Source organism: Pseudoxanthomonas jiangsuensis (assembly GCF_010093185.1).
GTDB classification, from domain to species: Bacteria; Pseudomonadota; Gammaproteobacteria; order Xanthomonadales; family Xanthomonadaceae; genus Pseudoxanthomonas; species Pseudoxanthomonas jiangsuensis.
Map to the genome: position 1 here is coordinate 87,054 of NZ_PDWL01000016.1, position 15,475 is coordinate 102,528.

Sequence of the window (15,475 nt, forward strand, 5' to 3'; positions counted from 1 at the left end):
CGCGCCCGCTCAGGGCGTGGAGGCGGGCGCGGAGACCGGAGCGCCCGCCGGCGCTTCCGGCAGCACCGGCGGCGCGCCGCGCAGGCGGCCCTGGTCGGCGCGGACCACGCTGTCGACCCGGCGCAGGATCGAGGCGGCCATCTCGCGGCGCAGTTCGTCGGCCAGGATCTCGCGCTCGGTGCTGGTGCCGGTGGCGTCTTCCGGCGGGGAGACGTAGTCGCGGGCCAGCTCGACCGACTGCTGCGGCACCAGCTCGGTGCCGTCGGCCAGGCGGAAGGAGAAGATGGTGGCGTAGCGCAGGCTGAATTCCTGGGCACGGCCGCGCTCGTCGATGGCGATCGGCAGATCGCCCCAGCGCTCGGACACCACCTCCAGGCGGGCCACGTCGCCCTTCTTGGCCTCGGCCTCGGCCACCTTGGCGCCGGCGTTGCGCAGGTTGCGCTCGAGGATGGTCACCAGTTCGCTGTAGGGCGTGGTGGAGATCACCTGCACCGGCGGGGTGTCCTCGGGCAGGGCCAGGCGGTCGCGCAGGTGGAAGCCGCAGCCGGCCAGGGCCAGGGCGGCGGTCAGGACGAGCAGGAGCCGGGAAGGCATCGACGCGGTTCGGATCATGGGGGAAGTCTGGACGAGCCGGCCGGGAGCGGCAACAGGCGCGCAGGGTGCCGCATGGCGCGTGAACGCGGGTTGAGATGGGCGCGCAGCGTTCGGGAAGCATGGCAGCGGCGTTCCGGCACGATGCCTGCCGCCACTCATGTCCCCCGATCCCGGCCTGCGGCCAGGATCTCCTCCTTTACTTCCCGTCGGCAGGCACCGCACCGGAACGCTTCCAGCCGGTCTGGCCGCTTCTTGTAGGAGCCGGTCTTGCCGGCGACCGCCAAGTGGAAACCCTCTGCCAGCGATCCGTCAGCCATGGCGGTCGCCGGCAAGACCGGCTCCTACAGGAAAAGCGCAACCACCGGAGTCGCCCAGCCCCCGAGTCGGGGGCGATTCGCGCATAGCGCGAATGGGGGTTGGAAGCTCAAGGCGTGGGGCCCAAAGTTCCGCACGCGGAACTTTGGGGCTTGATCCGCCTGCGGCGGATCAAGCCGCGACGATGTTGACGATCTTGCCCGGCACCACGATCACCTTGCGCACCGCCAGGCCTTCCAGGTACTTGGCGGTGTTCGGCTCGGCCTTGGCCAAGGCCTCGATCTGCTCGCGCGGAGCGTCGGCGGCTATTTCTATCGTGCCGCGCAGCTTGCCGTTGACCTGCACCGCCAGGGTCAGGGCGTCACGGACCAGCGCGGCCGGGTCGACCTGCGGGAACGGCACGTCCTCCAGCAAGGCCTCGGCGTGGCCCAGCACCTGCCACAGGGCGTGGCTGGAATGCGGGGTGATCGGGTTGAGCAGCAGCACCGCCGCCTCCAGCGCTTCCTGGCGCACGCCGCGGCCGGCGTCGCTGCCGTCGTCGAACTTCGCCACCGCGTTCATCAGTTCCATCACCGCGGCGATGGCGGTGTTGAAGCTGTGGCGGCGGCCGTAGTCGTCGCCGACCTTCTCGATGGTCTCGTGGGTCTTGCGGCGCAGGGCCTTCTGCCCGGCGTCCAGCGCCGCGGCATCGAACGCCGGGGCCGGCACCGCGCCGTCGGCCGCATGCTTCTGCACCTGGGTCCACAGCCGGCGCAGGAAGCGGGCCATGCCGTCGACGCCGGCCTCGTTCCACTCCAGCGACTGCTCCGGCGGGGCGGCGAACATCGAGAACAGGCGCACGGTGTCGGCCCCGTACTTGTCCACCATCGCCTGCGGGTCGACGCCGTTGTTCTTGGACTTGGACATCTTCTCGGTGCCGCCGACCAGCACCGGCTGGCCGTCGGCGCGCAGCACCGCGCCGGCGATGCGGCCGCGCTCGTCGCGCTGCACGTCCACCTCGGCCGGGTTGATCCAGTCCTTCGATCCGTCCGGGTTCTGCCGGTAATAGGTCTCGGCGATGACCATGCCCTGGGTCAGCAGGTTGGTCGCCGGCTCGTCGCTGTCCACCAGCCGGGCGTCGCGCAGGAGCTTGTGGTAGAAGCGGAAGTACATCAGGTGCAGGATCGCGTGCTCGATGCCGCCGATGTACTGGTCCACCGGCAGCCAGTAGTTGCCGCGCTTGTCGACCATGTCCCTGGCTTTCGGCGATGTGTAGCGCGCGTAGTACCAGCTCGACTCCATGAAGGTGTCGAAGGTGTCGGTCTCGCGCTCGGCCGGGCCGCCGCAGTCCGGGCAGGTGGTCGCGCGCCACTGCGGGTCGGTCTTGATCGGCGAACCCGTGCCGCTGAACTCCACGTCCTCCGGCAGCACCACCGGCAGCTGGTCCTCGGGCACCGGCACCGCGCCGCAGGCCTCGCAGTAGATCACCGGAATCGGGCAGCCCCAGTAGCGCTGGCGGCTCACCCCCCAGTCGCGCAGGCGGTAGTTGACCCGGCGCTGGCCCTGGCCCTTGCGCTCGAAGCGCTCGGCCAGCGCCTCGAAGGCGCCGCGGAAGTCCAGGCCATCGAACTCGCCGGAGTTGACCAGTTCCAGGTCCTCGCGGCTCTTGTCGCCGTACCAGTCGCGCCAGGTGGTGGCGTCCCAGGCCTTCTCGTCCTCGTTCTTCGGCGCCTTCAGCGCGATCACCTGCACGATCGGCAGGGCGTACTTGTTGGCGAACTCGAAGTCGCGCTGGTCGTGGCCGGGCACCGCCATCACCGCGCCGGTGCCGTAGCCCATCAGCACGAAGTTGGCCACCCACACCGGCACCTGCTCGCCGGTGACCGGATGCACGGCCTTCAGGCCGGTATCCATGCCGCGCTTTTCCTGGGTCTCGAGCTCGGCCTCGGACACGCCGCCGTGCTTGAGCTCCTCCAGGAACGCGGCCAGCGCCGGGTTGGACGCGGCCGCCTTCAGCGCCAGCGGATGCTCGCCGGCGATCGACACGAAGGTCACGCCCATCAGCGTGTCCGGACGGGTGGTGAACACCCGGATCGGCTCCAGCGCGGCGCCGGCGGGGTGGACCACCTCGAACTGGATCTCCAGCCCTTCCGAGCGGCCGATCCAGTTGCGCTGCATGGTCTTGACCGAATCCGGCCAGCCCGGCAACTGGTCCAGGCCGTCCAGCAGTTCCTGGGCGTAGTCGGTGATGCGCAGGAACCACTGCGGGATCTCGCGCTTCTCCACCAGCGCGCCGGAGCGCCAGCCGCGGCCGTCGATCACCTGCTCGTTGGCCAGCACGGTCTGGTCCACAGGGTCCCAGTTCACCACCGAGTTCTTGCGGTAGGCCAGGCCCTTGCGCATCAGCCGGGTGAACATGCGCTGCTCGTGGACGTAGTAGTCCGGGGTGCAGGTGGCGAACTCGCGCGACCAGTCGATGGCGTAGCCCAGCGACTTGAGCTGGCTGCGCATGTGCTCGATGTTCTTGTAGGTCCACTTCGCCGGCGGGACCTTGTTCTTGATCGCCGCGTTCTCCGCCGGCAGGCCGAACGCGTCCCAGCCCATCGGCTGCAGCACGTTGTGCCCGGTCATGCGCTTGTAGCGGCTGATCACGTCGCCGATGGTGTAGTTGCGCACGTGGCCCATGTGCAGGGCGCCGGACGGATACGGCAGCATCGACAGGCAGTAGTACTTGGGCTTGTCGGAGCTTTCGTCCACCTCGAAGGCGCGGGTGGCGTCCCAGAAGTTCTGGGCGGCGGACTCGACCGGGCGGGGATCGTAGGCGGAGACGTTTTCGGGAACGGCGGACATTGCAGGTCGCGGCGGCTGCGGCAAAGTCGGCAAGGGTACCGCAGCGCAGCATCCCGCTCCACCTGAACGGCCGCCTGTCCATGCCTGCGGCTCCGGCCGCGTATGGTCGATCCGCGGCCGGCCATGGTTGCCGGCGCGACCATCGCCCGTTCATCCTCGCAGCCCACCCCGCTCCGCCTGGAGATCCGTGCATGCGCCCCGCCCTGCTGCCGCTGGCTTCGCTGCTGGCCACCGCCGTCCTCGCCGCCACGCCGGCCCGCGCCGACGACGCCGAAGCGGCCGCCCCGCTGGAACTGCACTGCGGCCGCCTGTTCGAGGCGCGCGAAGGCCGCCTGCTCGGGCCGCACACGGTGAGCGTGCGCGAGGGCCGGATCGCCGCGGTGAGCGCCGGCATCCCCGCCGTTTCCGGCGCCGGCGCGGTGGATCTGCGCGGGCACACCTGCACCCCCGGCTGGACCGATCTGCACGTGCACCTGGAGGACCAGTCCGGGCCGCAGAGCTACGCCGAGGGCTTCCGCCTGGACCCGGTCGACTACGCCTTCCGCAGCGTCGGCTACGCCGAGAAGACCCTGCTGGCCGGCTTCACCAGCGTGCGCGACCTCGGCGGCGAGGTCGCCCCGCACCTGCGCGACGCGATCGCCCAGGGCCGGGTGCGCGGTCCGCGGATCTTCGCCGCCGGCAAGTCGATCGCCACCACCGGCGGCCATGCCGACCCGACCAACGGCTACAACTCGCTGCTCTCGCACCTGCTCGGCCCGCCGGGGCCGACCGAGGGCGTGATCAACTCGGTCGAACAGGCCCGCCAGGCCGTGCGCCAGCGCTACAAGGAAGGCAGCGACGTGATCAAGATCACCGCCACCGGCGGCGTGCTCAGCTACGCCCGCTCCGGCGACGCGCCGCAGTTCACCGAGGACGAGATCGGCGCGATCGTCGCCACCGCCCGCGACTACGGCTACCGGGTGGCCGCGCACGCGCACGGCGCCGAAGGCATGAAGCGCGCGGTGCTGGCCGGGGTGACCAGCATCGAGCACGGCACCTACATGGACGAGGAGATCGTCGCGCTGATGAAGCGGCACGGCACCTGGTACGTGCCGACGATCTCGGCCGGGCGCTTCGTCGCCGACAAGGCGAAGATCGACGGCTACTTCCCCGAGGTGGTGCGGCCCAAGGCCGCGCGGATCGGCGCGCTGATCCAGGACACCTTCGCCCGCGCGTACCGGGCCGGGGTGAAGATCGGCTTCGGCACCGACATGGGTGTGGGCCCGCACGGCGAGAACGCGCGCGAGTTCCTGTACATGGTCGAGGCCGGGATGCCGGCGGCCGCGGCCCTGCAGAGCGCCACCGTGCGCGCGGCCGAGGTGCTGGGCGTGGACGACCAGGGCACGCTCGAGCCCGGCAAGCGCGCTGACATCGTCGCCGTGCCCGGCGACCCGCTGGCCGACATCGGCGTGGTCATGGACGTGGCCTTCGTGATGAAGGACGGGGTGGTGTACAAGGCGCCGGGTGCGGCGCCATGAACGGCGAGTGGCTGGGCTATGTCGCCGCCACCCTGACCACGGTGGCGTTCGTGCCGCAGGCGGTGAAGACCCTGCGCACGCGCGACACCCGCGCGATCTCGCTGGGCATGTACCTGGTGTTCACCGTGGGCCTGTGCTTCTGGCTGGCCTACGGGATCGCGCTCGGTTCCTGGCCGATGATCCTGTCCAACATCGTCACCCTGGCGCTGGCCGTGCTGATCCTGACGCTCAAGCTGCGCCATGGCTGAGCGCGCGCGCCGCGGCCAGGCTCCAGCCCAGCCAGGCGGCGATCGCCAGACGCTGGGCCAGGGCCGCGCCGATCCAGCCGCCGACCAGGAAACAGCCCGCCAGCACCAGCGCCCCGGCCAGCAGCGACCATCCGGCGAGACGGCGTCCTCCATTGCTGTCGCGCAGTCCGGCCGCCAGCGCCAGGCCGCCCAGCGGGAAGGCCAGCGCCCATCCCAGCCAGGCGGCGGCGTGGCCGCGGCCGGCGCCGCCGTCGGCATTCTCCAGGTCCAGCGGCAGCAGTCCCTGCGCGGCGAAGGCCAATGCCGCCAGCAATGCCAGTTGCGCGCCGATCCCCGCGATCCAGCCGCTGCCGGCCGGCAAGGCCGCACGCAGGCCCCAGGCGATCCAGGCCGCCGCCAGCCCGGGCAGGAGGAAGCCGAACACGCCGAACAGCGTGCCCGCCGTGCCCAGTTGCACCGCGCCCAGCCAGGCCAGCGGATGGCGCCCATGCGAATAGCCCTCCACCGCCGCGCCCGACGCGGCCGCCGCGACCACCATGCCGGCGATCGCGACCAGGACGATCACCTGTCCAGAACGATGGCGCTTCACGCCTCCCTCCAATGGAACACCTCCTCAAGGCCGACACCGAAAGCGCGGGCGATGCGGAAGGCCAGTTCCAGCGAAGGCGCGTAACGCCCGGCCTCCAGCGCGATGATGGTCTGACGGGTGACCCCGCACGCATCGGCCAGCGCCTGCTGGGTCATCTCCCCGCGCTCGAAGCGCCAGCGGCGGATGTCGTTGCCGACCGGGGTGGCGGCGCCGCTCATCGGCGGTCGCGCCAGTAGTGGAACACTCGCACCCAGGAACCCAGCGCCAGCGACGAAACCATACACAGCACCAGGAAATTCTCCTGCCAGGCGGGCGAACGACTGCCGGCGAAGGAGTAGTAATCGTCCAGGCCGACCAGGGTGGCTGTCACGTACAGGGACAGCCCCAACCCGGCGTATCCGGCCTGGAGCGCGTGGTGGGCGATCTGGCGGTCGCGCTCGTCGACCAGCGGGCCGCGCATGCGCCGGCTGATCCACCAGTAGCCGGCGACGAACAGGAGGAAGCCGTGGCCGATCCGGCCGCGCACCAGCTCCAGTGCTTCCCCGTTGCCGGCGAACAGGTGCCAGGCCAGATAGGCCGACATCGTCGAGAACACCGCCGCCCCCAGCCAGGCGATCCTTTCCTGCTTGTTCATCGACTCGACCAGCCCGGCGATCAGCGATCCCATCGAAGTCATCCATAGCCAACAAAATGTAATCTTGAATTTACATCGCGAACTCAGAATGTCAACTACACCTTACATCCGCTTGTAAGCTGCCGCCCCCGGCACCATCTCGGCGCCATTCCCCACCGCATCCGGAACTCCCCCCATGGCCGACCTGCCCCACGTCATCGACGTCACCGCCGACAGTTTCGAGACCGAGGTCCTGCAGAAATCGCTGCAGACGCCGGTGCTGGTCGACTTCTGGGCGACCTGGTGCGGGCCGTGCAAATCGCTGACCCCGGTGCTGGAGAAGCTGGCCGGCGAGTACGGCGGCGCCTTCGTCCTGGCCAAGGTCGACGTGGACCAGCAGCGCGAGATCGCCGCCGCCTTCCAGATCCGCTCGGTGCCGACCGTGTTCCTGGTGGTCGGCGGGCAGCCGGTGGACGCCTTCCAGGGCGCCCTGCCGGAAGGCCAGCTGCGCCAGTTCCTGCAGCAGCACGGAGTCGAGCCGCAGGCAGGTGCGGAGGACGCGCCCGCCGAGGAAGCGCCTTTGGACCCGCACGCCGAGGTGGTGCGCCTGCGCCACGCGGTGCAGGACGCGCCGGACCAGGACGAGCTCAAGCTCGACCTGGCCCTGGCCCTGCTCAGGACCGGCGCGGCGGCCGAGGCCGAGCAGCTGCTCGATGCGCTGCCGGCCAACCTGGCCACCGACGACCGCGCGGTGCGCGCGCGTGCGCGCCTGGGCTTCGCCGCCCTGCTCAAGGACGCGCCGCCGGCGGCGGTGCTGGAACAGGCGGTGGCCGCCGATCCCGGTGACCTCAAGGCCCGCCACCTGCTGGCCGTGCACCACCTGGTCGACGGCGACGCCGCGGCCGGCCTGGAGCAGCTGATCGAGATGCTGCGCCGCGACCGCGGCTACCAGGACGGCCTACCGAAGAAGGCGCTGATCGACGCCTTCCGGATCGTCGAGGACGAGGACCTGGTCGGCCAGTACCGGCGGAAGATGGCCTCGCTGCTGTTCTGACGCCCGCCCGTCACATCCCGCGGAAGCGGTGCAGGAACGCACCGCTCACCGGCAGCCGCTCGGAATGTCCCTTCAGGCTCAGGCCGTGCCGGCCCAGTTCGTTCTTCGATACCCGCTCGATCGCCCGCACCCGCACCACCGTGCCGCGGTGCACCTGCCAGAACTCGTCCGGGTCCAGGCCCGCCAGCAGTTCCTTGAGCGGCGTGCGGATCACGCCTTCGCCGTCGGCGGCGACCACCCGCACGTATTTCTCCTGGGCCTGGAAGAACAGCACGTCCTCGATCCCGAACATGCGCACGCTGTCGCCCGCGCTGGCGCTGATCCAGCGGATCAGGCGCTCGCCGCGCGGGCGCAGCCGCGACTCCAGGCCGTCGATCAGCGCCTGTAGCCCGGCGCCGGGATCGCCGCCGCGGCGCTCGTCCAGGCGCATGCGCAGCCGCTCGACCGCCTGCTCCAGCCGCGCCGGCTGCACCGGCTTGAGCAGGTAGTCGACCGCGCCGGCCTCGAACGCGCGCACCGCGTAGTCGTCGTAGGCCGTGGTGAACGCGACCAGGCCACCGTGCGCCGCCACCGCGCGGGCCACGTCCAGGCCGCCGACGCCGGGCATGCGGATGTCCAGGAAGGCGACCTGCGGTCGCCACGCCTGCACCGCCTCCAGCGCCTGCAATCCGTCCTCGCAGACCGCGACCAGCTCCAGTTCCGGCCAGGCGCGGCCCAGCTGCTCGATCAGCGCGCGGCGCTGCGGCGCCTCGTCCTCGGCCAGCAGGCCGGTGATGCGCGCCGCGCTCATGCGCGCACTCCCACCGGTTCCGGCACCGGGAGCCGCAAGCGGGCCACCACCCCGCCGCCCGCGCGCGGCTGCAGCTCCAGCGAGGCCTGCGCGCCGAAGCGCTGCGCCAGCTGCTCGCGCACATTGGCCAGGCCCATGCCGCTGCCCAGGCCCGGCTGCAGCCCGGCGCCGTCGTCCTCCACCCGGACCTCGAGCGCGTCGCCCTCCCGATGCGCACGGACGTCGATCCGGCCGGGGCCCGGCCGCGGTTCGATCCCGTGCTTGACCGCGTTCTCCACCAGGGTGATCAGCAAGGAGGGCGGGAACGCCAGCGCGCGCAGCTCCGGCGCATCCGGCACCGACCAGGCCAGGCGGTCGCCGGTGCGTACCTGCATCAGCGCCAGGTAGCTGGCGCACAGGTCCAGCTGCTGGCCCAGGGTGGTCTCCAGGCCGCGGCCATCGCGCAGGCGCGGGATGCTGGCGCGCAGGAAGTCCACCAGCGCGTCCAGGGTAGCCTCGGCCTGGGCCGGGTCCTGGCGCACCAGAGCGCGCACCGAGGCCAGGGTGTTGAACAGGAAATGCGGTTCCACCTGCGCCTGCAGTACGCCCAGGCGCAGGTCGGCTTCGTGCACCCGGCTTTCCAGCGCGTGCAGCGCCTGCGCATGGCGGTGCCCGTCCCAGCGCCGGCGCTCGCTGAAGTAGGCGCGCAGGGCCAGGCCACCACCGAACAGGCCATAGACCAGCACCAGCGCCGCCACGTTGAGCGCCATGCCGAACGCCTTGAGCGCGGCGCCCGGCTCCGGCGGCCTGGGCGGGGTCATGCCCAGCGCCGCCAGGCCCGGGTGGACCAGCGCCTCCACGTAGGCCGAGGCCACCCGGTCGATGCCGTAGCTCAGCACCATGCCGGCCAGCACCGCCAGCACCACCGCCTTGCGCTCGCGCGCTTCCGGCCAGCGCCGGTGGCGCACCAGGGTGGCCAGTGCCGGCCCGAGCATCGCCATCAGGCCGAACGCGGCGAACTGGGTGAGCGCGACCCTCAGGCCGACGCCCGGATCCTGGAGCGCCAGGCTGATGCCAGTACCGGTGAAGACCACCACCACGGCGATCACGCTGCAGAACAGCAGGCTGCGCCCGGCCAGCCAGCGCGCGCTGAACACCGGGTACTGGCGATAGCGGCTCCACACCGCGTTGCCGCCAATCAGCACTTCGGCCGGCAAGGCCTGCCGCAGGGAATAGCCGGGACCTGCACTCACGCGTTCCACCCTTCCTTTCGCATCGATCCTACCGGTGTCGGCATCGCCGGCACGGTCGTGCCGATGATCCGGTCGCCGGGGCCATCCATCAACGTCGACCGCCTCATTCGCGGCGGCCGCGCAGCACCTGGCCGCCCTGGTGCAGTTCCAGCGACTGCACCTCACCGGCGGCATCGCGCAGGAAACGGATCTCGATGCCGAACGCGGCCGCCTCGAAGGTATCGGCCGCGGTGGCCTGCAAAGGGAACGCGCCCTGGCCGGTGGCCTGCGCCGTCAGCACGCCGCCCTGTTCGCGCACCGCCAGCGAGAAGCCGGGCAGCAACGGATAGTCGCCGGCGTAGCCGCGCAGCGCCTCGGCCGTCGGCGCCGGGGGCGCGGCCGCGCCCGGCTCGATCCGGGTGGCCGGCACCATCGCGCCCATCTGCATCCAGGTGAAGCCGTAGCGGCCATCGGCCTTGCGCAGCGGATGCAGCACCGCATCCAGTTCCAGCGGATAGAAGTCGCCGGCGTCGTCGTGGCCCATCGCGTACTCGCCCTGGCCCTCGGCCTGGACATGGAGCCTGCCTTCGCGCGTGCGCAGGGTCATCTTCATCCCGCCCTGCAATTGGTACTCGCCGGCCAGCGCCTGCAGCAGGGCCGGATCGGCCGCCACCTCGCGCCGCGGCTTGCCCAGCGGGAAGCTCTCGTCGACCAGGTGCTGGCCGAGGCTGCCCAGGCTGCCGATCGAGTTCCAGGTGGTGTCGGACAGGATCACCACCCCGCGCCCGCGCTGCGGATCGATCGCCACGAACGCGGAGAAGCCGCCGGTGCCGCCCTCGTGGACCAGCACCTGGCGTTCGCCGGCCCGCGCCAGCATCCAGTTCATCGCCATCGGCGGCTGTTGCGAGAGCGGTGCGTGGGTCAGCCGCAACGCCGGCTGCAGCGCCTCGCCCCGCCAGCCCAGCCCGGCCTGCACGTACCTGACCATGTCCTCCAGGGTCGCGCGCACGCCGCCGACGCCGGCCAGGTCGGTGGCAAAGTGCCAGGCCGGGGTCGGCCTGCGGTTGGGGGTGTGCCCGATGGCGGCGCGCACGCCCTCGGGCGGCGGCGCATCGACGTAGGCGCCGTCCATGCCCAGCGGGACGAACAGGCGCTGCCGCAGCAGGCTCTCGAAATCCATGCCGGCGCGGCGCGCGACCGCGTACGACAGCACCATCGAGGCGAAGTTGGAGTACTCGAACGCGCTCCCCGGCGCGGCGGCGAGCTTCGCATCGCCCAGCGAAGCCAGCAGGGCGTCCGCATCGAGGTTGGCGTAGGGATCGTCCATGCCCGTTGCGCCCAGCCGCGAGGGCAGCGCCGGCAGGCCGGAGGTGTGGGTGACCACGTGGCGCAGCAGGATCGGCTGGCCCTGCCAGTCGGGCACCGGGGTGCCCGGCGGCAGCCAGGAGGCCAGGGTGTCGTCCAGCGAACCCTTGCCCTCCAGGACCAGCTGCGCCAGCAGGGTGGCGACCATGGTCTTGCTGACCGAGCCGATCTCGAACGCGCTGTCGGGACCGATCCGGCCCGCGTCGGCCGGATCGGCGCACTGGAAGCTGCGCGCCACGTTGTCCTTTTCCACCACCGCCACCGCCAGGCAGGCGCCGGTGCGGTCGCCGTGTAGGCGCTGGCGCACGACCTCGGCCAAGGCGGCATCGTCCATCGCCGCTGCGGATGCCGGCGGCGCGACCAGGGAGGCGGACAGGGCGAGGATCAGGGCGACGGGATGGACGTTCATCGGGCACCTAATGTGTCGGGACGCCGCCATGCTGGCCCCTGCGCACCCGCCCCATCGGCCACTGCGACGGACCGCCCACCGGCGGCGACGGACGCCGGTCGCGGGAGGACGAATGTGGCGTACAAGCCCCACGCCTTGCACGTGCTTCCTTGTAGGAGCCGGTCTTGCCGGCGACCGCCATGGCGAAGCCGTCTGCATGAAACCGGGTACCAGCGATCCATCCGCCTCCAAGGTCGCCGGCAAGACCGGCTCCTACAGGGAAAACCGCCCGATCAGTCCGCCAACAGCGTCTGCACCGCCTCGCGGTAGCGCGAAGCGATCGCCTCCGCGTCGCGGTGCCGGCCCTCGGCGACCACCCTTCGCCCGGCCACGTGAACCTCGCGCACCAGCGGCCGGTTGCCGGCGAACAGCCAGCGATCGACCACGTCCTCCGGGCGCGCACCGGCGAAGGCCGGCGCCTGCCGGTCCAGTTCGATCCAGTCCGCGGCCAGGCCCGGCGCCAGCGCGCCCGGCGCCTGACCGGTCGCCTGCGTGGCGCTGGCCAGCGGGCCGCGCAGCAGGGTCTGGCCGACGCTGCCGCCGGCCGCGCCGACGGCGATGTTGCGGTGCCGGGTGTGCAGGCGCTGGCCGTATTCCAGCCAACGCAGTTCCTCCACCGGTGACACCGACACGTGCGAGTCCGAACCGATGCCCCAGGCGCCGCCGGCGTCGAGGTAGTCGCGCAGGGGGAATAGGCCGTCGCCGAGGTTGGCCTCGGTGGTCGGACAGATCGCCACGGTGGCGCCGCTGCGGGCGATGCCGGCGGTCTCCTCCGCGGTCAGGTGGGTGGCGTGGACCAGGGTCCAGCGCGCGTCGACCGGGGCGTTGGCCAGCAACCACTCCACCGGCCGCGCGTCGCGCAGGGCCAGGCAGTCCTGCACTTCGCCGATCTGCTCGGCGATGTGGATGTGCAAGGGGATCCCGGCCGGCAAGGCCGCCAGTGCCGCGGCCAGCGCCTGCGGCGGCACCGCGCGCAGGCTGTGGAAGGCCACGCCCACGCGCAAGGTCGCGTCCTCCTGCCCGCGCAGGTCCTGGACCAGGCGCAGGAAGCCGTCCAGATCGTGGCCGAAGCGGCGCTGCCGTTCCGACAGCGGCCGGCCGTCGAAGCCGCCGGTCATGTACAGCACCGGCAAAAGGGTCAGGCGGATTCCGGTCTCGCGCGCGGCGGCGATCAGCGCCTGCGACATCGCCGCCGGATCGGCGTAGGGCCGGCCGTCGGAGGCATGGTGCAGGTAGTGGAACTCGCAGACCGTGGTGTAGCCGGCTTCCAGCATTTCCGCGTACAGCTGCGCGGCCACCGCCTGCAGGCTGTCCGGATCGAAGCGCGCGGCGATCCGGTACATGGTCTCGCGCCAGGTCCAGAACGAATCGCGGACGTCGGTCTGGCGCTCGGCCAGGCCGGCCATCGCCCGCTGGAACGCGTGCGAGTGCAGGTTCGGGATGCCCGGCAGCAGCCAGCCGCCGGAACCGGTGGGCTCGCCCCGACGCAGGGGGCCGAAGCGCCCGTCGGCGACCGCCAGCCCGGCATCGGCCTGCCAGCCGTCCGGGGTCCAAAGCAAAGCGGCGTCGTGTATCGCGTCCATGCCAGCATTCTCGCCCGAAGCGGCGGCGCTGGCGATGCGCCGCGGCGCAGGACCCGGACGCGGTGGACCCGCGCCGGCCTTGCATGCAGGCGCGCGTCCGCCGCATACAATCCGGCGATGGAACCCATACCCGCGCCGCGCTGGGACGGCCTGCTGCTCAACGCCCGCCTGGCCACCCTGCAGGGCGACGCCGGCTATGGCGCGATCGAGGACGGGGCCCTGGCCTGGCAGGATGGCCAACTGGCCTTCGCCGGCCCGCGCGCGCAGCTGCCCGGCGCCCCCGCGGCGCTGGCCCGCGAACTGTTCGACGCCGGCGGCCGCTGGGTCACCCCAGGACTGGTCGACTGCCATACCCACCTGGTGTTCGGCGGCGACCGTGCCGGCGAGTTCGAGCAGCGCCTGCAGGGCGCGAGCTACGAGGACATCGCCCGTACCGGCGGCGGCATCGCCTCCACCGTGCGTGCCACCCGCGGCGCCGATGCCGAGGCCCTGCTGGCGCAGTCTTTGCCGCGCGCCCGCGCCCTGCTCGGCGACGGCGTGACCACGGTCGAGATCAAGTCCGGCTATGGCCTGGACCTGGACGGCGAACGGCGGATGCTGCAGGTCGCGCGCCGGATCGGCGCCACCCTGGGCATGGACGTGCGCACCACCTTCCTCGGCGCCCATGCCCTGCCGCCGGAATTCGCCGGCCGCGCGGACGCCTACATCGACGCCGTGTGCGAATGGCTGCCGCGGCTGCATGCCGAAGGCCTGGTCGACGCGGTCGATGCGTTCTGCGAGCGGATCGGCTTCGATCCGGCGCAGACCCGGCGCGTGTTCGAAACCGCGCGCGCGCTCGGCCTGCCGGTGAAGCTGCACGCCGACCAGCTCAGCGACGGCGCAGGTGCCGTGCTGGTGGCGGAGTTCGGCGGCCTGTCGGCCGACCACGTCGAGCACACCTCCGAGGCGGGGGTGCGGGCGATGGCCGCGGCCGGCACGGTGGCGGTGCTGCTGCCCGGCGCGTTCCACGTCCTGCGCGAGACGCAGCTGCCGCCGCTGGAGGCGTTCCGCGCCCACGGCGTGCCGATGGCGGTGGCCACCGACTGCAACCCCGGGACTTCGCCCCTGCAGTCGCTGCGGCTGGCGATGGCGCTGGCCTGCACCCATTTCCGGCTCACCCCGGAGGAAGCCCTGCGCGGCGCCACCGTGAACGGCGCGCGCGCGCTGGGCCTGGCCGACCGCGGCCGCCTGCAGCCGGGGCTGCGCGCGGACTTCGTGCTGTGGGACATCGGCCAGCCGGCCGAGCTGGGCTACTGGCTCGGCGGCGAACTGGCCGCCTCGGTCTGGATCGGCGGCCGCCAGCTCGGCGGCGCCCACCGTCTGCTGTAGGACCGGCTACGCCGCGCCAAGCGCGGCGGTACGAGGGCCGCAAACGAAAAACGCGGCGCCAGGCGCCGCGTTTCCGGTATCGCGAAGGCGAGGCGGGCTTCAGCCGGCCTTGGCCACCGTCTTCTTGGCCACGGCCTTCTTGGCCACCGGCTTGACGACGGTCTTGCGGGCCGCCGGCGCATCGGCGCCCGCGGCGGCACGGGTACCAACGTGGCTGCGCGCGTTGCCGTAGCTGGCGTTGTAGCGCTTGCCCTTGGCGGTCTTGCGGTCACCCTTGCCCATCTTTCAACTCCTTGATTCTCATGAAATAGCGAGCGCGCAGGCGCGCGTCAGGCGGGCAAGCCTAGCACGCAGGCCTCAGTGGGCGCAGCTGGCGTCGTGGACGTGGCCGTGGTTCAGCCGCAGGTTGGTCAGGTGCGCCAGCCCGACCAGGGTGCCGCCGAAGGTCATCACCACCGCGTGCGGCACCACCGCCTCGTGCAAGGGCGGGTACAGCAGGCCCAGCCACAGCGCGCCCAGCCCGGGCAGCAGAAGGCCCAGCGCGCGCAGGGCACGGTGCCGGCGATAGCTCCAGCCCAGGCTCGACAGGCCGAGCAGGGTCACGAAGGCGACCAGCGCCCACTCCACGCTGCCGTCGAACCAGACACTCAGGCCCAGCGCCGGCAGCGCGGCCAGCAGCAACGGCGTCAGCGCGCAGTGGATCGCGCACAGCAGCGAACCGGTGGCACCGAAACGATCGAGCAGGTGGCGGTGGTCTTCGGACATGAGGGGCATGACCTCTGGGGGGTGGCGGTCGACGTGATTGATAGATTATAACATTCGAACCTCCACGTCACTCCCGTCCCCGAATGCACCCGAACGCCGGTGTCTTATACACATCTCCGAGCCCACGATACGGGCTCCTCTCTCGTATGCCGGCTTCTTCTGTCAAAAAAAACTAAAACACATTTC

15 protein-coding genes are annotated in these 15,475 nt (G+C 71.7%); 4 read left to right on the plus strand and 11 right to left on the minus strand.

All coding sequences use genetic code 11. The features are described 5' to 3' along the window. Positions 1 to 9: 9 nt before the first annotated feature. Together CSC62_RS11250 and leuS are read right to left on the minus strand one after the other, a co-directional pair. A complete protein-coding gene (locus CSC62_RS11250) occupies positions 10 to 594 on the minus strand; it encodes an LPS-assembly lipoprotein LptE (protein ID WP_246194363.1) in 585 nt (194 codons plus the stop codon). Between the two features lie 486 nt (positions 595 to 1,080). Next, entirely contained in the window at positions 1,081 to 3,738 is a 2,658-nt protein-coding gene (gene leuS / locus CSC62_RS11255; RefSeq protein WP_162406356.1) for a leucine--tRNA ligase, read from the minus strand. A 191-nt stretch (positions 3,739 to 3,929) separates the two neighbouring features. On the opposite strand from leuS, the gene CSC62_RS11260 reads away from it, so the two are divergent. Further along, positions 3,930 to 5,255: a metal-dependent hydrolase family protein gene (locus tag CSC62_RS11260; protein ID WP_162406358.1), complete on the plus strand. Its 1,326-nt coding sequence runs from the start codon at positions 3,930 to 3,932 to the stop codon at positions 5,253 to 5,255. Continuing rightward, positions 5,252 to 5,503, plus strand: coding sequence for a SemiSWEET transporter (locus CSC62_RS11265; protein WP_162406360.1), 252 nt, complete (start codon positions 5,252 to 5,254; stop codon positions 5,501 to 5,503). The genes CSC62_RS11260 and CSC62_RS11265 overlap by 4 nt, the downstream gene beginning before the upstream one ends. Here CSC62_RS11265 and CSC62_RS11270 read toward each other — a convergent pair. From CSC62_RS11270 to CSC62_RS11280, 3 genes are read right to left on the minus strand one after another with little or no spacing between them, the layout of a single operon-like run. After that, the gene (locus CSC62_RS11270; protein WP_246194365.1) at positions 5,484 to 6,092 is read right to left on the minus strand and encodes a DUF998 domain-containing protein; all 609 of its coding nucleotides are present in this window, start codon (positions 6,090 to 6,092) and stop codon (positions 5,484 to 5,486) included. The genes CSC62_RS11265 and CSC62_RS11270 overlap by 20 nt on opposite strands. Beyond that, complete coding sequence (locus CSC62_RS11275; RefSeq protein ID WP_162406362.1) at positions 6,089 to 6,310, minus strand: helix-turn-helix transcriptional regulator; 222 nt, start codon at positions 6,308 to 6,310, stop codon at positions 6,089 to 6,091. Before CSC62_RS11275 ends, CSC62_RS11270 begins: the two co-directional genes overlap by 4 nt. Further along, positions 6,307 to 6,759, minus strand: coding sequence for a hypothetical protein (locus CSC62_RS11280; protein ID WP_162406364.1), 453 nt, complete (start codon positions 6,757 to 6,759; stop codon positions 6,307 to 6,309). The genes CSC62_RS11275 and CSC62_RS11280 overlap by 4 nt, the downstream gene beginning before the upstream one ends. 142 nt (positions 6,760 to 6,901) lie before the next feature. Between CSC62_RS11280 and trxA the strand changes: the two genes are divergently transcribed. Continuing rightward, entirely contained in the window at positions 6,902 to 7,759 is an 858-nt protein-coding gene (trxA, locus tag CSC62_RS11285; RefSeq protein WP_162406366.1) for a thioredoxin, read from the plus strand. Between the two features lie 10 nt (positions 7,760 to 7,769). Here the strand turns inward: trxA and CSC62_RS11290 are convergent, their stop codons facing one another. From CSC62_RS11290 to CSC62_RS11305, 4 genes are all read right to left on the minus strand, one after another. Next, a complete protein-coding gene (locus tag CSC62_RS11290; protein WP_162406368.1) occupies positions 7,770 to 8,549 on the minus strand; it encodes a LytR/AlgR family response regulator transcription factor in 780 nt (259 codons plus the stop codon). Continuing rightward, positions 8,546 to 9,781 carry a sensor histidine kinase gene (locus CSC62_RS11295; RefSeq protein ID WP_246194367.1) on the minus strand — a complete coding sequence of 412 codons (1,236 nt, stop codon included), beginning with the start codon at positions 9,779 to 9,781 and terminating at the stop codon, positions 8,546 to 8,548. Before CSC62_RS11295 ends, CSC62_RS11290 begins: the two co-directional genes overlap by 4 nt. Before the next feature lie 103 nt (positions 9,782 to 9,884). Beyond that, the gene (locus CSC62_RS11300; RefSeq protein WP_162406372.1) at positions 9,885 to 11,534 is read right to left on the minus strand and encodes a serine hydrolase domain-containing protein; all 1,650 of its coding nucleotides are present in this window, start codon (positions 11,532 to 11,534) and stop codon (positions 9,885 to 9,887) included. A 272-nt stretch (positions 11,535 to 11,806) separates the two neighbouring features. Continuing rightward, entirely contained in the window at positions 11,807 to 13,156 is a 1,350-nt protein-coding gene (locus tag CSC62_RS11305) for a formimidoylglutamate deiminase (protein ID WP_162406374.1), read from the minus strand. A gap of 117 nt (positions 13,157 to 13,273) precedes the next feature. On the opposite strand from CSC62_RS11305, the gene hutI reads away from it, so the two are divergent. Further along, entirely contained in the window at positions 13,274 to 14,524 is a 1,251-nt protein-coding gene (gene hutI / locus CSC62_RS11310) for an imidazolonepropionase (protein WP_162406376.1), read from the plus strand. A 99-nt stretch (positions 14,525 to 14,623) separates the two neighbouring features. On the opposite strand, the gene CSC62_RS11315 is transcribed toward hutI, so the two are convergent. Continuing rightward, entirely contained in the window at positions 14,624 to 14,806 is a 183-nt protein-coding gene (locus CSC62_RS11315) for a 30S ribosomal protein THX (RefSeq protein ID WP_162406378.1), read from the minus strand. A 75-nt stretch (positions 14,807 to 14,881) separates the two neighbouring features. Beyond that, on the minus strand, positions 14,882 to 15,289 hold the full coding sequence (locus CSC62_RS11320) for a MerC domain-containing protein (protein ID WP_425502019.1): 408 nt from the start codon (positions 15,287 to 15,289) through the stop codon (positions 14,882 to 14,884). Positions 15,290 to 15,475: the final 186 nt, after the last annotated feature.